This is a genomic window from Pandoraea cepalis, from assembly GCF_902459665.1.
Lineage (GTDB): Bacteria > Pseudomonadota > Gammaproteobacteria > Burkholderiales > Burkholderiaceae > Pandoraea > Pandoraea cepalis.
The window spans coordinates 1-21,054 of record NZ_CABPSL010000002.1; the positions used below are offsets into that span (position 1 = coordinate 1).

The 21,054-nt window shown below is 64.1% G+C and carries 24 protein-coding genes; 3 read left to right on the forward strand and 21 right to left on the reverse strand.

Going from position 1 to position 21,054, the window contains the following annotated elements; genetic code table 11:
* The 3 genes from PCE31106_RS04375 to PCE31106_RS04385 form a co-directional block, all read left to right on the forward strand.
* On the forward strand, positions 1-378 hold a 378-nt coding region (locus PCE31106_RS04375), incomplete at its 5' end, for an integrase core domain-containing protein (RefSeq protein ID WP_174974959.1).
* 92 nt (positions 379-470) lie between these two features.
* The gene (locus PCE31106_RS04380) at positions 471-1,142 is read left to right on the forward strand and encodes a hypothetical protein (protein WP_044040002.1); all 672 of its coding nucleotides are present in this window, start codon (positions 471-473) and stop codon (positions 1,140-1,142) included.
* Complete coding sequence (locus tag PCE31106_RS04385) at positions 1,139-2,920, forward strand: phage exclusion protein Lit family protein (RefSeq protein ID WP_079383137.1); 1,782 nt, start codon at positions 1,139-1,141, stop codon at positions 2,918-2,920. Before PCE31106_RS04380 ends, PCE31106_RS04385 begins: the two co-directional genes overlap by 4 nt.
* Here PCE31106_RS04385 and PCE31106_RS04390 read toward each other — a convergent pair.
* From PCE31106_RS04390 to PCE31106_RS04490, 21 genes are all read right to left on the reverse strand, one after another.
* Positions 2,901-3,956, reverse strand: a complete 1,056-nt coding sequence (locus PCE31106_RS04390; protein ID WP_024087545.1) for a PDDEXK nuclease domain-containing protein — start codon at positions 3,954-3,956, stop codon at positions 2,901-2,903. The genes PCE31106_RS04385 and PCE31106_RS04390 overlap by 20 nt on opposite strands.
* Positions 3,953-5,158, reverse strand: a complete 1,206-nt coding sequence (locus tag PCE31106_RS04395; protein ID WP_024087546.1) for a tyrosine-type recombinase/integrase — start codon at positions 5,156-5,158, stop codon at positions 3,953-3,955. The genes PCE31106_RS04390 and PCE31106_RS04395 overlap by 4 nt, the downstream gene beginning before the upstream one ends.
* 227 nt (positions 5,159-5,385) lie before the next feature.
* Entirely contained in the window at positions 5,386-5,880 is a 495-nt protein-coding gene (gene radC, locus PCE31106_RS04400; RefSeq protein WP_024007868.1) for a RadC family protein, read from the reverse strand.
* Positions 5,881-6,058: 178 nt separating this feature from the next.
* A complete protein-coding gene (locus PCE31106_RS04405) occupies positions 6,059-6,823 on the reverse strand; it encodes a DsbA family protein (protein WP_029885963.1) in 765 nt (254 codons plus the stop codon).
* Between the two features lie 13 nt (positions 6,824-6,836).
* Positions 6,837-9,704, reverse strand: a complete 2,868-nt coding sequence (locus PCE31106_RS04410) for a conjugative transfer ATPase (RefSeq protein ID WP_029885962.1) — start codon at positions 9,702-9,704, stop codon at positions 6,837-6,839.
* Complete coding sequence (locus tag PCE31106_RS04415) at positions 9,704-10,144, reverse strand: TIGR03751 family conjugal transfer lipoprotein (RefSeq protein ID WP_029885961.1); 441 nt, start codon at positions 10,142-10,144, stop codon at positions 9,704-9,706. The genes PCE31106_RS04410 and PCE31106_RS04415 overlap by 1 nt, the downstream gene beginning before the upstream one ends.
* Positions 10,125-11,555 (reverse strand): TIGR03752 family integrating conjugative element protein, encoded by a 1,431-nt coding sequence (locus PCE31106_RS04420; protein ID WP_023464783.1) that lies wholly within the window; start codon positions 11,553-11,555, stop codon positions 10,125-10,127. Before PCE31106_RS04420 ends, PCE31106_RS04415 begins: the two co-directional genes overlap by 20 nt.
* Entirely contained in the window at positions 11,545-12,471 is a 927-nt protein-coding gene (locus tag PCE31106_RS04425) for a TIGR03749 family integrating conjugative element protein (RefSeq protein WP_033972374.1), read from the reverse strand. The genes PCE31106_RS04420 and PCE31106_RS04425 overlap by 11 nt, the downstream gene beginning before the upstream one ends.
* Positions 12,468-13,157: a PFL_4703 family integrating conjugative element protein gene (locus PCE31106_RS04430; protein WP_009459666.1), complete on the reverse strand. Its 690-nt coding sequence runs from the start codon at positions 13,155-13,157 to the stop codon at positions 12,468-12,470. The genes PCE31106_RS04425 and PCE31106_RS04430 overlap by 4 nt, the downstream gene beginning before the upstream one ends.
* On the reverse strand, positions 13,154-13,552 hold the full coding sequence (locus tag PCE31106_RS04435) for a TIGR03750 family conjugal transfer protein (protein ID WP_009459668.1): 399 nt from the start codon (positions 13,550-13,552) through the stop codon (positions 13,154-13,156). Before PCE31106_RS04435 ends, PCE31106_RS04430 begins: the two co-directional genes overlap by 4 nt.
* Positions 13,553-13,563: 11 nt before the next feature.
* Positions 13,564-13,923, reverse strand: a complete 360-nt coding sequence (locus PCE31106_RS04440) for a TIGR03745 family integrating conjugative element membrane protein (RefSeq protein WP_024308620.1) — start codon at positions 13,921-13,923, stop codon at positions 13,564-13,566.
* A 16-nt stretch (positions 13,924-13,939) separates the two neighbouring features.
* Positions 13,940-14,173 carry a TIGR03758 family integrating conjugative element protein gene (locus PCE31106_RS04445; RefSeq protein WP_009459672.1) on the reverse strand — a complete coding sequence of 78 codons (234 nt, stop codon included), beginning with the start codon at positions 14,171-14,173 and terminating at the stop codon, positions 13,940-13,942.
* Entirely contained in the window at positions 14,170-14,553 is a 384-nt protein-coding gene (locus tag PCE31106_RS04450; RefSeq protein WP_033972373.1) for an integrative conjugative element protein, RAQPRD family, read from the reverse strand. Before PCE31106_RS04450 ends, PCE31106_RS04445 begins: the two co-directional genes overlap by 4 nt.
* A 98-nt stretch (positions 14,554-14,651) precedes the next feature.
* Positions 14,652-15,401 (reverse strand): TIGR03747 family integrating conjugative element membrane protein, encoded by a 750-nt coding sequence (locus PCE31106_RS04455; protein WP_033972371.1) that lies wholly within the window; start codon positions 15,399-15,401, stop codon positions 14,652-14,654.
* Complete coding sequence (gene traD, locus PCE31106_RS04460) at positions 15,398-17,587, reverse strand: type IV conjugative transfer system coupling protein TraD (protein WP_033972370.1); 2,190 nt, start codon at positions 17,585-17,587, stop codon at positions 15,398-15,400. The genes PCE31106_RS04455 and traD overlap by 4 nt, the downstream gene beginning before the upstream one ends.
* A gap of 4 nt (positions 17,588-17,591) precedes the next feature.
* Positions 17,592-18,131 carry an integrating conjugative element protein gene (locus tag PCE31106_RS04465; protein WP_029886384.1) on the reverse strand — a complete coding sequence of 180 codons (540 nt, stop codon included), beginning with the start codon at positions 18,129-18,131 and terminating at the stop codon, positions 17,592-17,594.
* Positions 18,128-18,730, reverse strand: coding sequence for a transglycosylase SLT domain-containing protein (locus tag PCE31106_RS04470; protein ID WP_029886383.1), 603 nt, complete (start codon positions 18,728-18,730; stop codon positions 18,128-18,130). Before PCE31106_RS04470 ends, PCE31106_RS04465 begins: the two co-directional genes overlap by 4 nt.
* The gene (locus tag PCE31106_RS04475; protein ID WP_009459680.1) at positions 18,712-19,437 is read right to left on the reverse strand and encodes a TIGR03759 family integrating conjugative element protein; all 726 of its coding nucleotides are present in this window, start codon (positions 19,435-19,437) and stop codon (positions 18,712-18,714) included. Before PCE31106_RS04475 ends, PCE31106_RS04470 begins: the two co-directional genes overlap by 19 nt.
* A 14-nt stretch (positions 19,438-19,451) precedes the next feature.
* Complete coding sequence (locus tag PCE31106_RS04480) at positions 19,452-20,093, reverse strand: hypothetical protein (RefSeq protein ID WP_029886382.1); 642 nt, start codon at positions 20,091-20,093, stop codon at positions 19,452-19,454.
* A complete protein-coding gene (gene pilL2, locus PCE31106_RS04485; protein WP_029886381.1) occupies positions 20,090-20,689 on the reverse strand; it encodes a PFGI-1 class ICE element type IV pilus protein PilL2 in 600 nt (199 codons plus the stop codon). Before pilL2 ends, PCE31106_RS04480 begins: the two co-directional genes overlap by 4 nt.
* A 147-nt stretch (positions 20,690-20,836) precedes the next feature.
* Complete coding sequence (locus PCE31106_RS04490; protein WP_009459683.1) at positions 20,837-21,043, reverse strand: hypothetical protein; 207 nt, start codon at positions 21,041-21,043, stop codon at positions 20,837-20,839.
* Positions 21,044-21,054 lie beyond the last annotated feature (11 nt).

Sequence of the window (21,054 nt, forward strand, 5' to 3'; positions counted from 1 at the left end):
CTGGGCATTGAGGTGGATTTCTCGCTGCCGTCCGAGCGGGTGATTCGCACGCTGGAGCAGCACATGGAATGGCGTGGCAAGCCGAAGGTAATTCGTTGTGACAACGGCCCAGAATACCTGAGCACAGCCATCGTGACTTGGACGCAGAAGCTAGGTATACGGCTGGAATACATTGAGCCGGGCAAGCCGCAACAGAACGCGTACATCGAACGGTTCAATCGGACCGCGCGATACGAATGGCTCTCGCAATATCTGTGGGAAGACCTGGAGCAGGTTCGGCAGGCAGCGGCCGACTGGATGTGGACTTACAATCACGAGCGCCCAAATATGGCATTGGGCGGCTTTACCCCGAAGCAGCGGCTGGCCATGGCCGCTTAGTTTCTACTTCTCGCGGCCGTGGAAAATGGGGGCATTACCTCTGCATCACCCCTTTTTCCGATCGCGTTGGTTCTGAGTTGCGCAAGCTGCGCATGGGTAAGCTGGACGAGCCGGAAGGGTTAGAAGATTTCTTGTGTAGCCCCATCGAGCTAATGGGAATACCGACGATTTCTACGCTCGGGTTTCTCGAATCGCATGTGGATAAAGAAACTTTCAACAAGGCATTCTTTGATGCCTTGTCAGAATTGCCATTTTCCTTCCAGTTGGAAGTTGCCGGTACATTTCCTGGGGCGAAGTGGGATAACTCGCGCGGCATTACAGACATCAACGACGGAAAGGTCGAGCATCAGTCGGAAATAACGAACCTCAACACCGGCATATTTGTTGAATTGACGGGCTGCATCGCAGCATGGTTCAGAGAGGAAGGGACAACCCTTTCCCAACCAGAAATTAAGCGATACGCACTTGAGGCGCAATACCACTGGCATGAGACGCCAGCCTCACGAGCAATGCCAACACTGAGGGTATTGAGTTCACTGTATGGGTTGATGCGATTCGATCCGCAACGCCGATACCAGAACGGAGATCCAAGCGACTTCATGGTGGCGGCATCCGCACTTCCTGTGGCGGATGCTCTTTATACGGACAGAAAACTCGCTAATCTTCTGTCCGATAAAAGAATCGGGCTGAACAGGTTTTCGGACTGCACGGTAGTCAGTGGGTTCGAGGACATGGCGGCGCATCTCGAAGAACAACTAAAGTGAGCGGCAACACAATGGACTCAACCTTGCCTCCGCGCGAGGATGAACAAGTAAAAACCGCAGTTCGGAACGTCTTGCTAGGTTCTGCGCCGGAACGCGAAAGCGAGTTGGCCTCCTTATGGAGCTTGCTTGAGCCTCGTTTTCAACTGACTGCCGATACGCATGACGGTGAGCGATTGGTCATGGAAGCGGGAATGTATCGTTTCGTCCGATTTAACCATCGCGTAGTGCGTGCATTCTGGATCGCAGGCTTTGCAGCTTGGGAAGCGTATCGCGTTGTAGCGGAAACGCCTGAACTAGAGCCACTTGACCTCAAGCGCCTGATGGAGCTGATTGATGCGTTTGAGCGCGTCTTGGAAAGCGATGCCCCAGAGCTGGAAGCGCTGCCCAAAGATGTTCCCGAGCCGGGCCACTACGACGACAACCCACAACTTCGCGCACCGGGGGAGCTTGCAACGTTGGGCGTTGGTTGGGCGCTTCTGCACGAGGTTCGGCATCTGAAGCATCAGCAGGATGGAGATGCGGCTGACCCCGATGAGGCAGACCCAACCCAGCGCAGGAACGAGGAGCTGTCATGCGACGCCTTCGCCACGAAATTCCTGCTTGACCAGCTTGATGCTTATGCCCAACGGGAAAATGCAAGCCCGAACCTTGTTCGCAGAAAGAGAGAGCTCGGAATCTATTTCGCGCTATTTTCGATGACCTTGATGGCCCGCGATAAGTGGGGTGCGTCCCAAAGCCATCCGTCCATTCAGGCCAGAATCGACGCAGTACGCGCCTTGATGGGAAGTCAACGCGATGAGGTGGCAGAGGCAATCGCAAGTGTGGCATTTGCAACGCTTCATACGCTGATGCCCGGTTCTCCTGGCATTGTTCCTGCCCCTGATGATTCAGACTACTCCCCCAACAAAAAAGAATTTGCGGGTGAACTAATCCTCAAGGAAATGTCGCGCGTTCTTGAATGGCTCAAGGGAAAGGGGCTTAACGCACTAAACTCACGGTACTCAAGATACGAGAAAGACATAGATCAGTTTTTCTCGTGCGACGATCCTACTTCCACTGACGGCCGGGCCAAGTTTGAAAAGCTGACCAATTCGTATATCGAGTGCTTGAACATTGTTCTGATTCACCGGGCATTTCGAGACGAAGCTAGCCAAGGCTTTGTCGATAGACTAAGCAAGGTCGCAGACGGGCAAGATCATCCTGATGCTAGTTCGGCAGGATCATCAAGAGACTATTTGTTCGAGCTGCTGATTGCGGCAAGAATGTCGTTGTCCGGCTACAAGATCGACTTCAACAAGGTCACGGATGTTGTCGCCGAGAACGACGAGTTCCTTGTGTTCGGCGAGTGCAAGCGACTGTCTTCCGAGAAGAAGTTTGAGGAAAACTTCAAGAAGGCGGGCAAGCAAATTACCGCCCAAGCCGAAGGGATGTCTCAACGGGTCTATGGCTTGGTCTTCTTGGATGTGTCCAGTTGTCTCGGCGGCATTCCCAAGATGGAGCTTCCCAATGTCGAAGCAGCCCAGTGGGCAATTCACGAAAGCCTTGAGGCATTCGTGGCAAGAAACGCATCAAAAATAGAGCAGTTAGCCGAACGCTTTTCCGAGGCTTCGCTTGGAGTCTGCCTAATTGGGCAGGCTCCGATTTGGACACGAGACGGCACTCTCTACATGGCGGCCAGAACAAGAGTAGTCGCACCACAGAGTTTGTCGGATGAGGATTTAAACTCTCTCGAAAAAATCTTGAGCGGATTTTCAGGTTCTATGCTTTCCCTCGTTTGATCTGCGATTCCGCTCGACGAGCCGCCTGCTGCAACCGTTCCCCCAAGACTGCACGCGGCGGCAAGGTGGTCAGGTACTCGGCAACGTGGATGCCCGACTTGTCCAGCTCCAGCAACTCGATCTGCTCGCGCTTCTTGCCGGTGCAAAGGATGATCCCCAGCGGCGAGGCTTCTTCCGGCTCCCGCTCGTGCTTGTCCAGCCAGCGCAAGTAAAGCTCCATTTGCCCTTTGTAGGCCGCCTTGAATTCGCCGATTTTCAGCTCCACCGCCACCAGCCGCCGCAGCTTGCGGTTGTAGAAAAGCAGGTCTAGGTGAAAATCCTCGTCGTCGATCAGGATGCGCTTCTGCCGGGCAACGAAGGAAAATCCCGCGCCCAGCTCCAGCAGGAAGGCTTCCATTTCGCGGATGATCGCGGCTTCCAAGTCGCCTTCCTGCCAACTATCCCGCAGCCCCAGGAAATCGAGGATGTACGGATCGCGCATGACCAGCGCCGGGGTCATGCGCTGCACATCGCGCAGGGTCGCCAGCTCCTGCGCGATGGTTTCCTCCGGCTTTTGGGACAGCGCCGTGCGCTCGTACAGCATCGAGTCGATGCGCTCGCGCAGCGTCCGCACGCTCCAGCGTTCGGCGCTCGCCATCTGCGCGTAGTAGTCCCGCTGGAGCGGGTCTTTCAGCGGAATCAAGGCGATGAAGTGCGTCCAGCTCAATTGTCGTATCAGTGATACGACAATTCGCTCGTCCGGGTATGCGGCGGCGAACTGCACCATCCGGCGCAGATTCTTGACCGAAAAGCTGCCGCCGTACTCCTTCACCAATTGCGCCGCCAGGGTGGATACGACTTCCTCGCCGTAGTCGGCCCGCCGACCTTCCAAGACCTGCGTATGGATTCGCTGGCCGATGCGCCAGTAGAGCATCGACAGCTCGCTATTCACCGCCGAAGCGGCGCGCTTGCGCGCCGCTTCGATCAGTATCCGAATGTCGCCCAGCAGCGCCGAAGGCGCTGCGGGCGACGCGATGGATGCCTTGCGCCTGGTCATGCCGTCGCCTCCGCAGCAGGGGGGCGTTTGGTGCCGGTGATCGTCTTGCGCCGGCTCGCCACCAGTTCGGCGGCTTCCCGAACCGGCTTGTCCTCGGTATGGACATAGCGCATGAACATCGCCACGGTCTTGTGCGCCGTCAGCACCATGCCGACCTTGACCGGGATACCCGAATTGGCAATATCGGTCGCGGAGCGGTGGCGGATACCGTGCGTGCCGACGTGCGGCACGCCAGCCGCCTTGAGCGCCCGAGTCCAGCCGCCGTAGTGCTCGCCATAGGTCAGGTGCTTGGCCGGGTCGTTGGGCGACGGCAGAACGTAGGGGCAATCTTCCTGGCGGGGTGCGGTCGAAAGCAGCCGGTGGGCTTCTTCGCTCAAAGGCTTGGACATGCCGCCGGTCTTGCTGTCGGGCCACACCACGCGCCGGTTTTCCAAGTCGATCCAGCTCCATTCGAGCGCGCAGATTTCGGAGCGGCGACCGGCGAACTCGAATTGCAGCCGGATCGCCAGAGGGATGACGTAGTTCTCCAGTCCCTCGGCCTCCAGATGTTCCAAATGGCGGAAGATGCGCGCCATTTCCTCGTCATTGATGAGGCGGGTAGCCTTGCCAGCCGGGAACATGGGGACGTGTCGGCAGGGATTGGTGCCATCCGGGCGGAAGCCCCACACTTCGGCCATGTTGAACATCTTGCGCAGCACGCCGAAGGTGTGATTCGCGTCGGCCGGCTTGTAGGCCAGCTTCTCCATCAGCCCGGCAATGTCGGGCCGCTTCACGTCCTGCACCTTCTTGCGGCCCAGCAGCGGGACGATATTGCGGTCGATGACCGCCTGATAGCCTTCCTGCGTGCTGACCTTGTTGCGCTTCTTGGAGTAGTCCTCCATGAACTTCTTGCACAACGCTTCGACCGTCGGCGCTTTGCGTGCCTCGGCCTTGGCACCGCCAGGGTCGCCGCCCCGGCGAACCTCGGCCAGCCAGTCCTGCGCCATGACGCGGGCCTGCTCTACGGTCAGTTCCCCGAACAAGCCCAGGGCGGGCTTGCGGCGCTCCCCGGTGTTCGTCCGATACTGGAGCATGAACACCTTGCGGCCCGCTGGGGTAATCTTGCACAAGAAGCCGGGCACCACGGTATCCCGTAGTTCGACGGCCTGCGCCTGGGGTTGCGCCGCATCAACGGCGGTCTTGGTGAGCTTGATCTTAGCCATGATGACTCCTCGGAAAGACCCGTTTCCAAGAGCCACATGGGGGCCAAGCGGACGGAAGCCGGGTCAGGTTTCAGAAAGCACCGTCATATGTTGAACTCGCCTAAGCCCTTGATAAACCTGCTGTATCGGGCTGCGGCGTAGTCCAGCGAAATTCGGTGCTGGAGTCATCGTGAAATAAAAAAACGGAGGCCGAAGCCTCCGCGAGGATCAATGAAGCAATGCGACCGTTACAGCAGGCCTGACTCCGCAAAGGAGAACGGGGAACCTTGGCCTACGATGATGTGATCCAGTACCCGTACATCGATGAGCGCCAGCGCGGCCTGCAGTTGCTGGGTCAGCACACGATCCGCGCTCGACGGCTCGGAGATGCCCGAGGGGTGCTGGTGCGCGAAGATCACCGCGGCGGCGTTCAACTCCAGCACACGCTGTACGACGACACGTGGATAAACAGAAGTCGAGTTGATCGTGCCCCTGAACAATGGCTCGTAGGCCAGCACCTGGTGCATGCTATCCAGGAACACAGCGGCAAATATCTCGTTGGGTTCAGCGACCAGTTTCACGCGCAGATAGTCCCGCACGGCGGCCGGCCGGCTGAGGCATGGTCCAGCTTTGAAGATCCGTTTTTCCAGCAGCACGATGGCCTGCTGGATGATCCAGTCTTCGTGTTGGGCAGCTACGGCGGAAAGCGACTCCACACAGGAGTCATTGATGGCGAAAGACATGGCGAACCTCCAGACGGTGAGATCGGAGGGCGCGCGCCCCCGAGGGCAAGCCCTCCTGGGGATGAGAATGAAAAGATGCATCCATCACCGCGATTGGGGTGACCGTTCGCGGCCAGGATGCAAGGCGAACGAGTCGCGGTCAGCGCAGAGGACTGCGCCGTAGCCTTGAAGACCGGGGCTACCTGGGCATGTCGCCGACGACGTCGGCAGGCATTTCGGATGTGGGTGTGCTGGTCGGACCGTCAGCCGCCAGCATGTCCATGGCTGACAGCAAGGCATCGCCCTCGATCGGCCCCTGCAGCAGGATGGCCTGGCCCGTTTGGCGATCGAGCAGGCGCAGCGACGGCGTGGCGGTTACGCCGCTCTTGGTGGCTTCCGCAGCCTGGGCGCGGATAGCCGCACTGGGCCTTTCGCTTGCCATGCACTGCTCGACGGCTGGCGTCGATTCGGGGTAGCGCAAGCCATCGGGCAAGCCCTGGCCGTCGCTGCGCGTGTGGGCATAGACCCATTCGATCGCCTGCCAGAACGCGACATGCCCACCTGCTTCGGCAGCGCATTCCACTAGGCGTGCCTCGGCTGACGCGGCCGGCTCGTGCTCGGCCAGCGGCTGGTGGTGCCATTGCAGCGCCACGTCGGTGTTGTTGCCGATCCACCGCTTGAGCTGCGGGAAATATTCCCGGCAGAACGGGCACTCCAGGTCGGCATAGAGCGTCAGCGTGAAACGGCCTTTGGGGTTGCCCATTAGCCAGGGCGGCCCGGCCACCGGTGCCATGCTGACCGGCGTGGGCGGCTGCGGCGGGGATTCGCCGGGCGACCTCGACACAAGCCAGATCAGCAGCAGCGCGACCAGCACAGCAGCCAATGCCCAAGGCCAGCGGGGTCGCCCGTTGCGGCGGCGGAACGCCTGGACCTGCATCGGAATGGAAGGACGTTTCTGTTCCATGGCGTTCTCCGTCTTACGACAGTTCCAAGGCCGGCGACTCGATGCCGCGCGCCTGGTCGATCTTCTCGGCCACCTTGAAGGCCGCTTCCAGTTCGGTGCAGCCGTAGTGCTGCATGAGCTGGTAGCGCTCGGCCTTCTCTTCGGGTTCGGTCTGCGCCAACGCCAAGTACAGGCTGGGCGGCACGGCGCGGAACAGCACTTCCATGCTCTTGGAAAGGATGACGCCCTCGGTGAACTTGCCCGCTTCTTTGCGCGCCGAGAGCATCAGCGCTTTCTGCGCGGGCGAGAGTTCGCGGAAGCGTGCAATCTTCTCGACCTCATCGGGCGGCATCGACAGGCAGATCCACCACTCAATCATGTTGAGCATGGGCTCCGCGGCACGCGGCAGATCGTCGATATTTTGTGTAGCCAGCCAGAACCAGGCCCCTAGCTTGCGCCACATTTTTGTAATTTTTACAACGTAGGGCGCAAGCAGCGGGTTCTTCGTGATGATGTGGCCTTCGTCGGTCACATTGATGATCGGACGGCCCAGGTACTGGTCGCGCTCGGCGATGTTGTTCACCGTGCTGATCAGGCTGATGTAGGCGATGGAGAGCTGCGCGTTGTAGCCCTCCCGGGCATAGGTCGCGAGATCCACCAGCGTGATGTCGGCCTCGGGCCACGGCGTGCCATCGCGATCGAACATCTCGCCGTCCGTGCCTTGGCAGAACATGTCCATCGCGTCCGCCATCTCCAGCAGCCGCACGCGCCGCATCTCGGGCAGCGTCGGGTCCTGGCCGCGCGTGCGCAGCGCGTTGCGCACGTCGCGCGTGAGCACCGTGCGTTTCTCGGCCACGCAGTGCTCGGCGGCATCGAGGATGCACTGGCGGATCAGCGAGCGATCGGCCCGCGTCATCCGGGCTTCTTCCTTGTCCTCGCCGCCTGTGATCATCAGCCGTGCCGTGATCTCCAGTTCACCCAGCACGTCGCGCTGCTCGTCCTCCTCCATGACCGAGGAATCGGCTGGCAATTCTTCATCCAGTGCATCGGCATCCAGCGTCTGCACGTTGCCGGGCGTTTCGATCAGCCGGCGAGCGTCGGCGAACGGCGCTAGGCTGATGCCCGAGCCAGGAGCCAGCTTGACCCGGTTCACGGTCAGACCCAGGCGCTTTGCGAAGTCGCTGAACAAGCCGAAGCTGTTGCCGGCCTCCACGATGAACAGCCGCGGCCGGTAGATGGCCGTGACCTGGTTCAAGAGGTTGTTGAGCGTTGCGCTCTTGCCCGAGCCGGTGGGGCCGAACAGGAACAGATGGGCGTTCATCTGCCTGTCCAAGCGGTTCAGTGGATCAAACGTGATCGGCCCGCCGCCGCGGTTGAAGAACGTGTTGCCCGGATGACCCGTACCCTGGCTGCGACCCCACGCCGGCGAGAGATTCGCCACATGCTGGGCGAACATCAGTTGGGTGAACCAGTTCCGTCGATCTTGCGCAGGGTTGTAGCAGCACGGTAGCCAGCGCAGGTAGCTGTTGAGCGGCGCGACTTCATCGTCCTCGCGCACAGGCTGCAACCCCGCGTTGAGCATCACGTTGGCGAGGTCCAGACCGCGCCTGTCAAGTTCGGCTTCATCGCGTCCGCGCAGATAGAAGGCCAGCGTGCCGCGGTAGAGCTTGTGCGCGCTGCCGATGAGCGAGCGTGCCTCCTGCACATCCTTGAGCGTTTGTTCCGATGCCAGTGTTTCGCCGACAGCCTTCTTCGCCAGGTGATTCAGGTGCGATTCGAGGATGTCCTGGGGCGTCGCCACCATGGTCAGACACATCGTAGTGTCTTCGGGCATCTGATCGAAAAGCGTGTTGATAGCGTCCCCCTTGCGGGTTTCGCCGGTCAGGTGCCCCGTACCGGGCGGCATGCGTAGCCGGTCGGTGACCAGTACGCGATGCGGCATACCGTCGAAGTACCAGGTGCCGTGCTCGGCATCGGAGCGAGGCTGACCGAAGAATAGCCGTTGACTGAAGTCCCGACCACTCGCCAGCTCGATTTCACCTTCCTCCACCTCGTCGGGATAGCGGGCCAGCGCATAGAAGCGCTCTCGCTCCTCTGCGCCGGGCCCGAGCATCGTGGGGCGTGGGTTGAACCAACGCAGCAGCCAGTCGTGAACATCGGCCGCGACCATGCGCCGGGCCTGGATGCCGGCGTTCGCCAAGCCGCCGCAGAGGCGATCGCAGACGATGTTCAGCATTTGCTCGGGTGTCTGGCCGCGGCGGTTCGCCTGCCCGGCGGCCCGGCGATAGACCACCATGCGCACGCGCCGCGTCTGGCCGCGCCAGCGCAACCGCGTGACCACCGTATCCTCGAACAGTCCGCCGGGCTTGGCCACCGCGCGCAGGTGGTGGCCAAAGAAGCGGAGGTAGAACTCGGTGAAGGCCGTGCTGCGGGCGCGCGGCTGCACGTAGTCGCGTAGCGTCTGCATGTACTGGTCGAAGCTGGGCTCGTCCTGTGCATAGAGCTGGAGCACCCACGGGTTCTCATCCAGCTCATCGAACGAGTCCTGGAGCGCGTTTTCGAGCGCATCGCGGGCATGAGCGAGCCAGCCCGGCTCCCGACCTTCGGTGCCTAGCGGGACCAGTTCGTAGAAGGCCGCGACCGATTGCCCGTCCTCCAGCAGCATGGACTTCGACGGCGGCAGGAACTCCACCCACGGCAGCAGCTCCGCGAATGACTGCGCAACGTCGTACATCGCCTGCTCGTCCGCCACGGTCGCCGGCCTGCGGCCCTGGACCGTCGCTCCGGGTTCGGCAATGCCGGCCTGGCGCAACGCCTCGACGTGGCGCTGCCAGCCGTCCGGCTGCTCGTCATTGCCACCATCGGATGCAGCCAGCTTCGGCCAGGGGAGTTTCCAGCGCATCAGTAGTCCTCCACGCGCTCGCCCGGCATGGCGTACTGCACTCGCTGGTACAGGGGAAAGACCGTCGTGTAGCCCGGAACCGGCACGGGATCGGTGCCCGCCAGGTGCGGGTACACATACATGACAAGATCGGGGTTCGGCAGGCGGTGGAACTGGCGATAGACCTCGTTGCGCGCCGTGCGCGTGTAGCGCATCTGCTCGGTGGGCGCGGCCTCCACGTCGGCCTCGGTCAGCGGCCGGCGCAGGCTCTGGCGTGCATCGAGCAATTGCCTGCGCGCCACCTGGCCGGCGCCACCACCCCCGTCACCGGCGTTCTGCTGCCAGATGTCCATCATCGTGCTGTCGCCGTGGGGGAGCAGCTTTTCCTTGCTGGTGGCACAGCCGCCGAGCACCGCGACGGCGAGGGCCAGCGCCAGGGCCTTATTCAAGTTCGAGAGCATGGCTTTCTCCTGCGCGGTGATCGACCTTGCGGCCTTCGGGATCGAAGTCGATGGCGAGCGGCTTTTCGAGGTGGACGGCGACCTTCGCGCCGGGCTGGACATAGACAGCGGCGAACGCCTGGCCGTACAGCTTGTTCACCCAGTCGGCCATGTCGCGCACGCCACCGGCCAGGATGCGGCCCACGGCTTCATTGCCCGAGATACCGACGCTGCCGATGGAGCCGTCGGCGCCGACGTAGGACATCTGGCCGCTGTCGCTGTCGATCAGCGAGGCGACGCCGGCACCGGCGGCGGTAATCAGGGCTTGCGAGCCAAGGTACTGCTGGGCGTTGCTGCGCCGCTCCCCGCTGACGCAGGGAATGCCGTATGGGTCGCTGATCCAGCCCAGGCCTCCACTTTGAGAGTTCTGCTGCTGGTTGTTTTGCTGGTTGCCGTCGCGGTCTTCGGGGATGGTGCGGATCGTGCCGTCGTGGAAGACGAAGGTGATGCTGCGTACCTGGCCGCGCACGCACGAGAGCGTCCAGTCGCCCGATGCGGTGCCGCTGAACACGGCACCGGCCACGTCGGGAATGTCGATGCCATTGGCGGTCAGGTTGTCCTGTCCGACCAACACCTTGAAGGGGTACGGATCGTTGACGGTTCCGTCGATCGGCACGCGGCCGATCAGCGCCGTCATCGCCACCGACCCCATCAGTGTCGAATTGGTCGGTACGGTATAGACCGCCTTGGCGCTCTTCACGCCTGCGGCGCGTGCGCCCGCGTTCGCCACGGTTTCGGCCGTGGTTTCCAACGTGCTCTGCGCGGGGCCGAAGCTCGTCGGGAAGCTCATGCCGCTACCCGTGCCACGACTGCTGTTGCGCCCCTCGGCTTTCCTCGCATCGTCGGGTTCGACCCAGCGCACGCCGCCTTCCATGCCGGCCTCGTCGCCGTCACGCAGCCCCAGACCCACCGGCAGGTCGGCATGGCCGCCGCCACGTCCGCCGATACTGTCCAGGCGCCGTTGCAGGTCGGCCAGCAGTCCTTCGGTCTGCTGGCGCGCGCTGGCTGCCTGCTCTTGGTCGCGACGCAGGTTGGTGCGCTCGGAGTCGAGGGCCGAATTGATGCGCTGGTCAATGGAGTTCTCGCGCTGGCGCAGTCGCTGGTTTTCTTCGCGCTGGGATTTGTTGTCCGAGAGCGCGGTCTGAAGCTCGGTGCGCAACTGCTTCACTTGGGCAACGAGCGTCGCCACGGTGTCGCGCGGGGTATCGCCCTCGATGCCCAGCGCCTTCATTTCCGCTGGCGTGAGCTTGGCGCCGGCATCCGCGGTCGGTGGTGCCGAAGTGCTGCCTCCCGAGAACAGCCGGATGGCGACGAACAGCACCAGCACGGCAACCGGGATCATCAGCCACTTCAGGAGTCCATTACTGCGCATGGCGGACCTCCTTGCGGTCGGTGCCATCCTGGGAACCGGCTTCCGGTTGCGGGAGATGCACGGCCGGGTCGAAGCGGTTGACCGCTGGTAGCAGCGATTGCGCAAGGCCACGCCCGCGCGTCACCAGGTACAGGACGGTCGTGTCCTCGGGCGTCCCGCGCGGGCCAAGCGCCTCGTGTTGGAAGGTGGCGGTGAGGAAATCGCCTTGCAGCACGCGCGGGTCCAGGGTGATCCAGCCGCTGCTGCTGTTGGTCAGGCGCACGGCGGTCACCCACTGGTCTTCCAGACGCCATGACGCGAGCGCGACCGCGCGCACGGGCAGCGTCGGCATCAGCGTGCCGAGGTCGAGGCCACTGCGCAGGTTCACCCGCATGACGCTCGGCAGCGGCTCCACGGTGCGTAGCGGCGCGTAGAGGTTCTGTGCGGCGAAGCGCGTCAGGACAACCGACACCGGGGTCTCGCGTCGCGCCGCTCGCGCGCCGGCCTGGTCCTGGGCGCGCGCCGGAGCTTCGTTGTCATCGCCGGGCTGATCGCCATAGCGCGCCGGGGTGCTGTTGCCCTCGACGATGCGCACTGGTTCCAGCTCGGCTTCGCCGTCCTTGGCTGGCTCCGCCGCAATGTCCAGCAGGATCAGCGCGCCCGTGTCGGCGTCCTGCAATTGCAGCCGCGTGGGCTCGATCGGCTCGCTAGCACGCAGGTACACCGCGCCGCCCGCGCTCTGCACCCGTAGGCGCTCGCCGACGCCCGCAGGTACGCCCACGCGGACGTTGCGGTCGATGAACACGATGCGCTCGTGGCCGACCTTCAGCGGCACCGCCAACGGCATACGTTCCCAGCGCAGGATCTCCACCGCCTGGACAGCAGGAGCCGCGGCCACGGCCAACAGCCCCAGCAGCGTGAGTACAGGATGCTTCATGGGGTTTCTCCTTGGGGCGCTTGCGGAGACAGGCCACCAGACGCCGGGCGCGTCGGCTCCGGCGTGCTGATGCGCTGGGGCGCGCCCTCATAGCAGTCGAGCGCCAGGCCGAACGGGTTGCGGGCAGGATCGACGTCCACCCGCGTGACCTTCACGGGATAGCGCACCAGAGCGCGCTTGACTTGCTCGGCGCCGTAGTACTCGTCGGCGGTGATGTCCAGCGTCACTACCCAGTCGCGGTCGGAAACCACGCGTACGCGGGCCGTGGGGTCGTCGCCGTAGCCGCGGCCGGGGATTTCGTAGATGCCGCGCACGCGCTGGCGCAACTCGCCCGTGCTGCGGCGGTAGTCGTAGTCCGCGCGCAGGAAGGCCTGGCAGGATGGGGTGAGGTACGGCGAGAGCGTGTGGAGGTTGCGCGCGTAGTCCTCTTCGCCATTCGTCGGCCAGCGGTTGAGCGTCTGGAACACGTAGAACGTGAACGCATAGACCGATTCGGGCGGCACTTCCCACCACTTCCTGGTACTGCCGGAGCGCAGGTCAGGCGGAACGTGGATGGTCAGATCGCGGGGAGCGCTCCACCAGCCGCCACCCATGACCAGGGCGACGATGATCAGGGCGCCAGCACCCAGGCGAAGCGTCTTGATGTGCGCCTGCAGGTGGGTGATCTCGTTCTTGAAGCGGCTCATCGTGCGCTCCTTCGGGTGGTCCAGAAGCCGGAGCGCGAGATCAGCACATGGCCGCCTACCCAGCCCGCCATCAGCGGATGGCGTGTGGCAATGCGCCATTGCAGTTGCCGATACAGCCAGGTGTCGGGACGCCCGCGCTTGAGGCGGCGAAGAATGCCGCCGCCGATGAACACGCCGAAGGCCACGCCCAGGACGACGAACGTGGGTGCTAGCGCGATCGTGCGGAACACCCACGACAGCGGTGCGCCGACCAGCAGACCGGCGGCGCCGGACAGGCCGCAGCAGATCCACAGCTCGTCGGCGGTGAGACCGCGCACCACAACGGGATGTCGATTGAGCCGGTGCGGAAGGAACGTGACCGTCCCGTCCGCACGGACGTGCTGCTGCTCGGACATACCGGCCTCGCTTACAGGATGCCGGTGGCTTCGGTGAGCAGCCAGATGCCGATCACGAGCAGGACGGCGCCGATGGCGACCGTGAGGCCGAACTGGCCCCACGTCTTGCGGCCTGTGTGGATTTCCGCGTAGGTCCCGTAGGCGTGGTAGCACACGCCGATGAACATGGACGCCACCACCAGCAGAGCCACGAGCATGATGATGTCGTAGCCGTAGTTGCGGATCGTTTCCATGATGCCGTTGCCTGTGCCGCGGGTCGGGTTCTCCAACTGCGGCAGACCCTGCGCGAACGACAGCGCGGGCAGCGCTGCGGTGCCCAGGGCCACGGTGGCGCGCTGGGCAAGACGGGAAGTGAGGATGCGGTTTTGCATGGTCATGCCTTTCAGGTCAGGAGAGGAGGAAGAAAGTCAGGACGAGGTACATCGCGACGAATCGGATGCAGACGCCGAGGAACTGGCGCTGGTTGAGGCGGCTTTCGGACCACCCCACGTAGGCCGTTCGCATGGCCCAGACGCCCCAGACGAGCAGGACCGCGAACACGACGCCGACCAGGACGGTCGCCATCGCTGAAGGCGCGATGCCGCTGTTGGCTTGAAATGCCGAGACCTGGGCGCCGTTCATGGCTTGCCCTCCGTGGTCGTCGGCGGTGATGGCGGGACGATCCGCTCCGTGCGGTAGTCGCCGATCAGTTCGGAGGCGTCGCGCGGCTGGGCGCGCGACGGTGTGAGATGGGCCTGGATGCCGGCGCGCACGCGCGCCAGGTCAGCCAGCAGCCTCGGGTAATCGAAGTGGTAGCGCTCGCCCGGCTGGATGGGGGCATGCGTAGCGCTGTCGGCGACGGTGCGCTCCAGCGCGTCGAGCTGGCGCAGCGCTGCGACCAACTCCTGACGCTGCGCCGGGGACTCGGCCAACGCCATCGAGGACTGACCCAGTACAAGGGCCGTCACGAGAAAAGTGGGCACGCCGCGATGCGCGGCGCGCAGCCAGATCGGAGCCAACATCGCGCCATTCCTGTGTGATCAGCAATGGCTCGATCGTGGAGATCGGGGCTGTTTCAGGCCGCAAACAATAGGAACCTGCAGATGACCGGATTGATCTGCTAGAGGTACTTCTTGAAGCTGCCCGCAGTCAGGCTCACGGCCAGTCCCAGCAAGGCGGCGCTCGGCAACAGGATCAGCAATGGATGCACCGAGATCGGCAGCGCCAGGTACGTGATCCACGGCAGCACGGCCAGCGGCATGAGGCTGGCTTTCGCACGGTGGTAGATGAACCCGGATTCGCGGCCCGCGCCGAACCTGCGCACGTCGCGTCGCACCAGACCGTCAATCAGACCGACGAAAGCGGCCGTGAAGATCAGTGGCAACGTGAGCACCAGGACCAGCAGGCGCACCAGGAAGGTCAGCGTCGTGAAGGCTGCGGCGATGAGGTAGCTCTCGGCCCAGACATAGACTTGGCTGATGTAGTAGCGGAAGTTGCGCGTCTGCTCGTGGCTGGGCGCGCGGACGCGCTCGGCGGTCTGGCTCATGCGCGCCAGCAGCCCCGAGCGAACGAACACCCATTCGTAGCCTGTATCCACCAACTCGTGCGCCGTGCGACCTGGCTCCTGCACGACCACGCTGCGCGTGAAGTGGCTGGACAGGTGCCCAAGCTCGTACTGCAACATCTGCTGGGAATGGCGCCAGCCCTGATCCTTCCAGAACAGGTGCATGCCGACGCACTCCACCACGATCGAGAACAGCAGCGAGCCAATCAATACCCCGAGCAGGCGAAATGGCAAGGTGATGGTGCCGACGATCAGACCCTGGCGCTGGTTCTGCTCCCGCTGCGCGGTCGAGGCGGCGTCCTTCATGGCGCGGCCTCGTCGGTACTGTGGTCGGTGTCGGTGGCCACCGCAGCAGGCTCGGCTGGAGCAGCATCGTCCAGCAGGTCATCGGGCAAGGCCGCATCCTGCAAGGCAGGGGAGCTAGTGAAATCCCACCACTGCGTGGCCTCGCTGTAGCTCTGGCGCATGTATCCGGCCAGTTGCTGCAGATCCGCCGGCATCACTTCATCCGGGTCTGGTGTCGGCAGCGGCATGCGAACCTTCCAAAGCTGGCCGCCTTGCAGCAGCGCGAAGCACTGGCCTTTTGGCAGGCCGACTACGTGCGATGGCTCGATCATCGGCACGCTGGACATGCTGATGCGGTCCTGGGTGTTCGACGTGAAATCCGTCGCGCCACGGATGTCCGAGCTGTCGGTCGCCCCTGAGACGATGGTGGTGGTATAGACCTCGACCTTCGGCAACTGCCGCGTCAGCAGTTCGGCGGTGGCCGTCTCGCGCACGCGCAGCATGAACAGGTTGTTGAAGTTGCCGATCACCTGGCCAGCTTTCGCGCGGTTGCCGATACGGGCCTCGATGTCCGAGAGGGTCTGCGTGTACGCGGTGACTTGCAGCCCGGCGCCGCCGCCTTTGTTGATAAGCGGCACGAATTCGTCACCCATGAGTTCATTGAATTCATCCGCATGGACGTTGATCGGCACGCGCGCGCCAGCCGAAGCGTCAGGCAGGCCATCGTCGATCCCGTGCTTGTAGATATGACCCGCGACCGAAACCAGGTCGGAGAACATGGAGTTGCCGACCGCTGCGGCAACCTCGGCGTCGGACAGCGCGTCCAGTCCCACATAGACGATGGCGCGCTTCCTGATGACTTGCATCCAATCGAAGATCGGGCGCGGGTCGGTCAGGTCGGAGTAGTTCGGGGCCAGGAGTTGGGCGATCTTGCCGCTGGTGAGCTTTTCCAGCAGCGGCAGCAACGATGCGACGATCTTGTCGAAGTAGGTCTTGTCGTACCGAACTGCCGAGCGCAGGCCGTCGAGCACCGGGTCGTAGTTGCGCGCCTGGGAGAGGTACTGCTCCAGCGCGACCACGCGCTTCTCGCGCCCGATCATGTTGCGCGGGATGTTCTTCTCGTTGAGCTTGGCCTCGATCTGGACGATCACCTCCCAGGCCTTGGGCTCGGTCTTGGCGAAGTAGTGCTGGGCGTACTCGATAAACAGTGCGTCGATGTTGATGACGTGCCGCTGGATCAGCATGTAGTCCGGGCGCTGCCCCAGTTCCACCAAAGCGCGGGCAATGATGTTGACGAAGCGCCACGCGAACTCCCGGAAGGCCGCGCTGTTGCCTTCACCGGAGAGTTGCCCTGCGATACGGGTGGCGACTTCCGAGATGCGACCGAAGCGTCCTACCGCGTTGTAGCGGGCGCTGATTTCCGGCCAACCGAGATGGAAGATGTAGAACTCGCCTTCACGGCCTGTGCGCTGGGCTTCGACGTACATCCGCTTCAGGAGATCCGCGTCGCCCTTGGGATCGATAACGATCACGACCTCGTGCTCGCCGGCAGCGTTCTTGCGACGGATGTCCTGAGTCACAAACAGCTCGGCCAGCCGCGTCTTGCCCACGCGCGTCGTGCCCAGCACCAGCGAATGTCCGACGCGCTCACCCAGCGGCAGGCTGACGTCCACCTCGTCGGGTTCGATGCCATGCAGCCGCGGCAGGCCACCTACAGGTGGCAGCGGGCGCACAGGGTTGAAAGGAACGTCCCAGCCCGTGAGAGCGGAGAGCCGGGACAGCGGGAACGGCGCGAATTCCAGCCGTTCCTCCAGCCGACGCGCCAGGCGATAGGCCGGTGTCGGCTCCGCGTAGCGGCGAAACTCCGGCCGGTATGTCTGCATGAGCCTATGGGTGTGCTTCTGCTCCCACAGGAATCCGCGCCCGATGAAAAGCCGCTGCTGGCTGACGGGCACATCCTTGCTTGTCATCACGTAGCGCGGCAGGCGGCGGATGTTGCGCCTGTAACGCAGGATGACGCGAGCGTCGCGGTAGCGGATCGCGCCGTAGGCGCCGAACGCCAGGGCGCTGCCGACGCCCATGGCAGGGCTCAGCGCGAGCGACCACGGGGCCACCAGGGACAGAAACGCGGCGCCTGCACACGCTGCGACGGTGTATAGCTCCACCGCTGGGCGTAGCAGAACCTCGATCGGCTGTTTCCCCGACATGGCTTCATTGCTCGATGCCGGTGGCCGTGATCAGCGCCGGGTAGTGCCGCAGGCCCAGGCGATCGGCCAGGTCGTCTCCGGCTACGGGCGCGAGCGGCACGCCCGGCACCAGGGCACGCAGCCGTGCCAGGCCCTGCGCGGTCTCGACATTGACCACCAAGCCGACCGCGCCGCGTTCGCGCAAAGCAATGCCGCGGCGCTGCAACCAGGCCCGGGAGGCGTCGTCGTCGCCGATGACCACGAACGGCCGCAGGCCGGGCGCTTCGATCACGCGCCGCGCGACGGTGCCAGGCGTGAGTTTGGCGCTGCGCACCGGCAGCATCGCTGCCTCGTCCGCGGGTGTGGCGGGAACCTGTGGCGTCGGAATGGGCGGCCGGGCCGGGACATCGGCGCGCGGCTGGAGGTTGAGGGCCTCGTAGTACGGCAGCGCCGACGTGCCACCGCGATCTTCGACCACGATCAGCGGATCGCCGGCACGCGATGCCAGCGGCAGACCCGCCAGCAGCACAAGCAGGCCCCGCAGGGCCAGATGGGATTTCGTCATGGGGAAGTCTCCTGGCGCGTGGCGAGCACCGCGGCGTTTGGGCGTGCGCCCTGCACACGCGCGAGATGGCGCGACACGCTGCGCCGGTAGCGGGCGGCGGGCTCGCCGCCCGCAGGACGGTGGTAGCGGCCGATCGCCAACAGCCAGTCTTCGCCGGACGTGTGCTGCTCCTTCAGGATCTCAGCGGCGATGGCGAGGTTGCGATAAGGGTCCAGCAGGTCGCACGCGCTGGTGAAGCGGTGCTTGTGGTAACCGAGGTTGATCTGGCCCAGGCCTGCATCGATGCGCGTGTGGGGCGTGGCGCGCATTGCCTGTTGCAAGCCCGAGCAGGCGTCGGCGCGCGTGGCGAAGCGGCGCGACTGGCCGGCGACATTGAGGGACCACGGCCACGGGACGATGCGCCCGTTGCGCCGAACACCGCTCTCCTGCAAGGCCACGGCGTAGAGTACGGTCGAGGGGATGCCCGCCCGCTGTGCGGCGAGCTGGTAGGCCGGTGGTGGAACCTCCTGGGCATGGACGGCGCAGGCGCACAGGCCGGTAGCAAGCAGCAGTGCGCGCAAGAGCTGCGAGACGGAGGTCGCTACGGTTGACGCTGCCATTGGCCGTTCACCTCGCGCACAGCCGCGGGCAAGTCACCGGGCAGGCCCAGCGACAGCCAGCGGCCGCCGTCGTGGTTGAGGGTAATGCTGCCGCTGCGCACGCGCGCCGGGTCGATCTGCGCGCGCTTGGCCCAGTCGCGGATGCGTGCATCGTCCTGGCGGCTGCCCACCATATACAGGTCGAACTCGGCACCCGAGGATTGCAGGCGCTGCACGAGCTGCCCACAGGCCGCGCAGCCGTCCTTGACGAACACCGCCATTCGGCCGCTGCCGCGCGCGGTGCCGGCGCCCGGCCCGTCGTCGGGCAGGTTCACGCGCTGCATGCCGGGGTTCAGGCGCTGCCAGGCTTCGTCGTAGGCGCGTTGGTAGGCGAGCAACTTCTCGACGCGGCGTGCCTCGATTTGCACCTGCAGCTCTGCATAGCGCCGCCGTTCTTCGTCGGTGCGTGCCTCGATGCCTAGGGCAGACAGCGGGTCCAGGTTGGGCGAGTAGATGCCCAGCGGCCCATCCATCAGCTCGCGGTAACGCACCCATTCCTGGGGTTGGAGGCCCCAGTTGCTTGCTACTCGGTCGTCCAGGACGCGGGCGGCCAGCGGGCGCTCCTGGCTCTGCGCATTGCGGGCGGGAGCCGTGGCTGACTGCTGCGCCCACGCGGGCCACTGGACTGAAGCCAGTAGGAGTGCGGAAAGGATGATCGACGGCTTCATGTGGTGTGCTCCGATCAGGGAATCGCCACGCGACGGGTCTGGTCGCCGGCTTGGAACACCGCGGCGCTGCCATCGATTGCCTGCAAGCGCCATGGGCCGACCGCATCACCGGGCAGCAGCACCTGAAGCTGGTCGGGCGTGAAGTCCCCACTGCTCGGCGCGACGGACACGCTGCGCTGGCCTGCGCGCAGTTCGGCGCCGACGATGCGGAACGGCAATGGCGGCGGTTCAGACTTGGCTGCGGGCTTGCTCGATGTGCGCGGCTGGACGGGGGCTGCTGCACGCGCGGCGGTCTGGCGCGTCTTGATCTGCTCGATCTCCGCGCGCAGCGCCTGAAGGTCGTCGGCGGCTGCGTAGCCGCTTAGTGTTTTCTCAACCTGGGAAGCGCGTGCTTCCAGGATTTGGCGGGTGTCTTTGAGGTCCGCCGCCGTTGCGACGGCCGGACGCTGCTGGATGGTCTCGATGGCCTCGGCCAGGGCCACCGCCTGCGCTTCGAGGCGTTGCAGACGGGAATCGAGCCGTTCCTGGTCGGCCTGGTCGCTCATCGCCTGGTAGCCGAGGGCCACGATGACGCTTAGACCGAGCAGCCAGAGCCAGAGCAGGCTTTGCACCACCACGGCGGCGGTCGGGCGACGCGAAGATTGCGGAGCGTTCATGGCTGGCCTCCTGGAGTGGAAGGCATCAGCGGGAAGGTCTGCACCGCATCGGCGGCGGTCGGTTCGGGCATGGGTTCGGCGGCCACGCTGTCGCCGGGCCGCTCGAAGCAAATCTGTCGTGCGCGGTCATCCGCGTGCAGTTCCCAGGCCGGACCAGCCAGGGTGAGCAGCGCATCGCGCAAGGTCATGGGACCGAGATGCAGGTGCGCCGCCGGGAGTGGCAGCTTATACAGCTCGATCACGGCATGCGCCGTTTGGCACAGGCTGTAGCCGCTGCGCTTGAGCACATGCCGCAGCCCATCGCCGACCGTGGCGCGGGCATCCTCGGGCATCGACACGTCGATGGTCTGCAACAGCAGGTCGCGCTGCGCCGCTGTAGGGGCCAGTTCGACCAGCGTGTAGCGGGCGTAGCGCACGACCGGGATGTACTCGGGCGCTTCGGGTTCGGGCGCGGCCGAGACTTCCTCGATGGTGTCGGGCGCGACCGGCGCAGTCGTCGTCGCGCAGCCACCGGCCAGCACCGACCAAAGCAGGCCGAGAAATCCCGCCAGCAGGCGGCGTTCGGGATGGTGAAACCAGGGTGGAGAGGGGCACATAGCTCGGCGTCCTGAAACATCGAGCCCTCACCATCGCCGCTCGGGCTACGAGCGGCAGCAAACAATGCGAACCAGACAGCGCCCGATTTGCCGGCAGCGCCTTCACCAAAGAAAGGCCCCAAGTTGGGGCCTGTGAAAATGGGTCTCTTATTTCTCGTCGTCGATGCCCATGCGCTCACGCATTTCGGCGAGGAACGCCTCGGGGGCCATCAGACCATAGCGTGCCAGGCGCACAGGGATGTCCTCCGCATCGAGGTTCCCATCTTCGATGCGCTGTCGCAGGAAATCCGCAATCTCGGCTTCCAGCTTCCGTTGGGTGTCGATGGCTTCGGACGGTTGGGTGTTGGTATTCATGGAAATCTCCT

Coding starts and splice junctions, on each gene's coding strand:
- PCE31106_RS04445 (WP_009459672.1), bottom strand. CDS start 14,173: ATGAACGGCGCCCAGGTCTCGGCATTTCAAGCCAACAGCGGCATCGCG.
- PCE31106_RS04470 (WP_029886383.1), bottom strand. CDS start 18,730: ATGGCAGCGTCAACCGTAGCGACCTCCGTCTCGCAGCTCTTGCGCGCA.
- pilL2 (WP_029886381.1), bottom strand. CDS start 20,689: ATGTGCCCCTCTCCACCCTGGTTTCACCATCCCGAACGCCGCCTGCTG.
- PCE31106_RS04435 (WP_009459668.1), bottom strand. CDS start 13,552: ATGTCCGAGCAGCAGCACGTCCGTGCGGACGGGACGGTCACGTTCCTT.
- PCE31106_RS04465 (WP_029886384.1), bottom strand. CDS start 18,131: ATGACGAAATCCCATCTGGCCCTGCGGGGCCTGCTTGTGCTGCTGGCG.
- PCE31106_RS04440 (WP_024308620.1), bottom strand. CDS start 13,923: ATGCAAAACCGCATCCTCACTTCCCGTCTTGCCCAGCGCGCCACCGTG.
- radC (WP_024007868.1), bottom strand. CDS start 5,880: ATGTCTTTCGCCATCAATGACTCCTGTGTGGAGTCGCTTTCCGCCGTA.
- PCE31106_RS04395 (WP_024087546.1), bottom strand. CDS start 5,158: ATGGCTAAGATCAAGCTCACCAAGACCGCCGTTGATGCGGCGCAACCC.
- PCE31106_RS04490 (WP_009459683.1), bottom strand. CDS start 21,043: ATGAATACCAACACCCAACCGTCCGAAGCCATCGACACCCAACGGAAG.
- PCE31106_RS04450 (WP_033972373.1), bottom strand. CDS start 14,553: ATGTTGGCTCCGATCTGGCTGCGCGCCGCGCATCGCGGCGTGCCCACT.
- PCE31106_RS04430 (WP_009459666.1), bottom strand. CDS start 13,157: ATGAGCCGCTTCAAGAACGAGATCACCCACCTGCAGGCGCACATCAAG.
- PCE31106_RS04415 (WP_029885961.1), bottom strand. CDS start 10,144: ATGCTCTCGAACTTGAATAAGGCCCTGGCGCTGGCCCTCGCCGTCGCG.
- PCE31106_RS04380 (WP_044040002.1), top strand. CDS start 471: ATGGGTAAGCTGGACGAGCCGGAAGGGTTAGAAGATTTCTTGTGTAGC.
- PCE31106_RS04455 (WP_033972371.1), bottom strand. CDS start 15,401: ATGAAGGACGCCGCCTCGACCGCGCAGCGGGAGCAGAACCAGCGCCAG.
- PCE31106_RS04405 (WP_029885963.1), bottom strand. CDS start 6,823: ATGGAACAGAAACGTCCTTCCATTCCGATGCAGGTCCAGGCGTTCCGC.
- PCE31106_RS04475 (WP_009459680.1), bottom strand. CDS start 19,437: ATGAAGCCGTCGATCATCCTTTCCGCACTCCTACTGGCTTCAGTCCAG.
- PCE31106_RS04425 (WP_033972374.1), bottom strand. CDS start 12,471: ATGAAGCATCCTGTACTCACGCTGCTGGGGCTGTTGGCCGTGGCCGCG.
- PCE31106_RS04480 (WP_029886382.1), bottom strand. CDS start 20,093: ATGAACGCTCCGCAATCTTCGCGTCGCCCGACCGCCGCCGTGGTGGTG.
- PCE31106_RS04410 (WP_029885962.1), bottom strand. CDS start 9,704: ATGCGCTGGAAACTCCCCTGGCCGAAGCTGGCTGCATCCGATGGTGGC.
- PCE31106_RS04390 (WP_024087545.1), bottom strand. CDS start 3,956: ATGACCAGGCGCAAGGCATCCATCGCGTCGCCCGCAGCGCCTTCGGCG.
- traD (WP_033972370.1), bottom strand. CDS start 17,587: ATGTCGGGGAAACAGCCGATCGAGGTTCTGCTACGCCCAGCGGTGGAG.
- PCE31106_RS04420 (WP_023464783.1), bottom strand. CDS start 11,555: ATGCGCAGTAATGGACTCCTGAAGTGGCTGATGATCCCGGTTGCCGTG.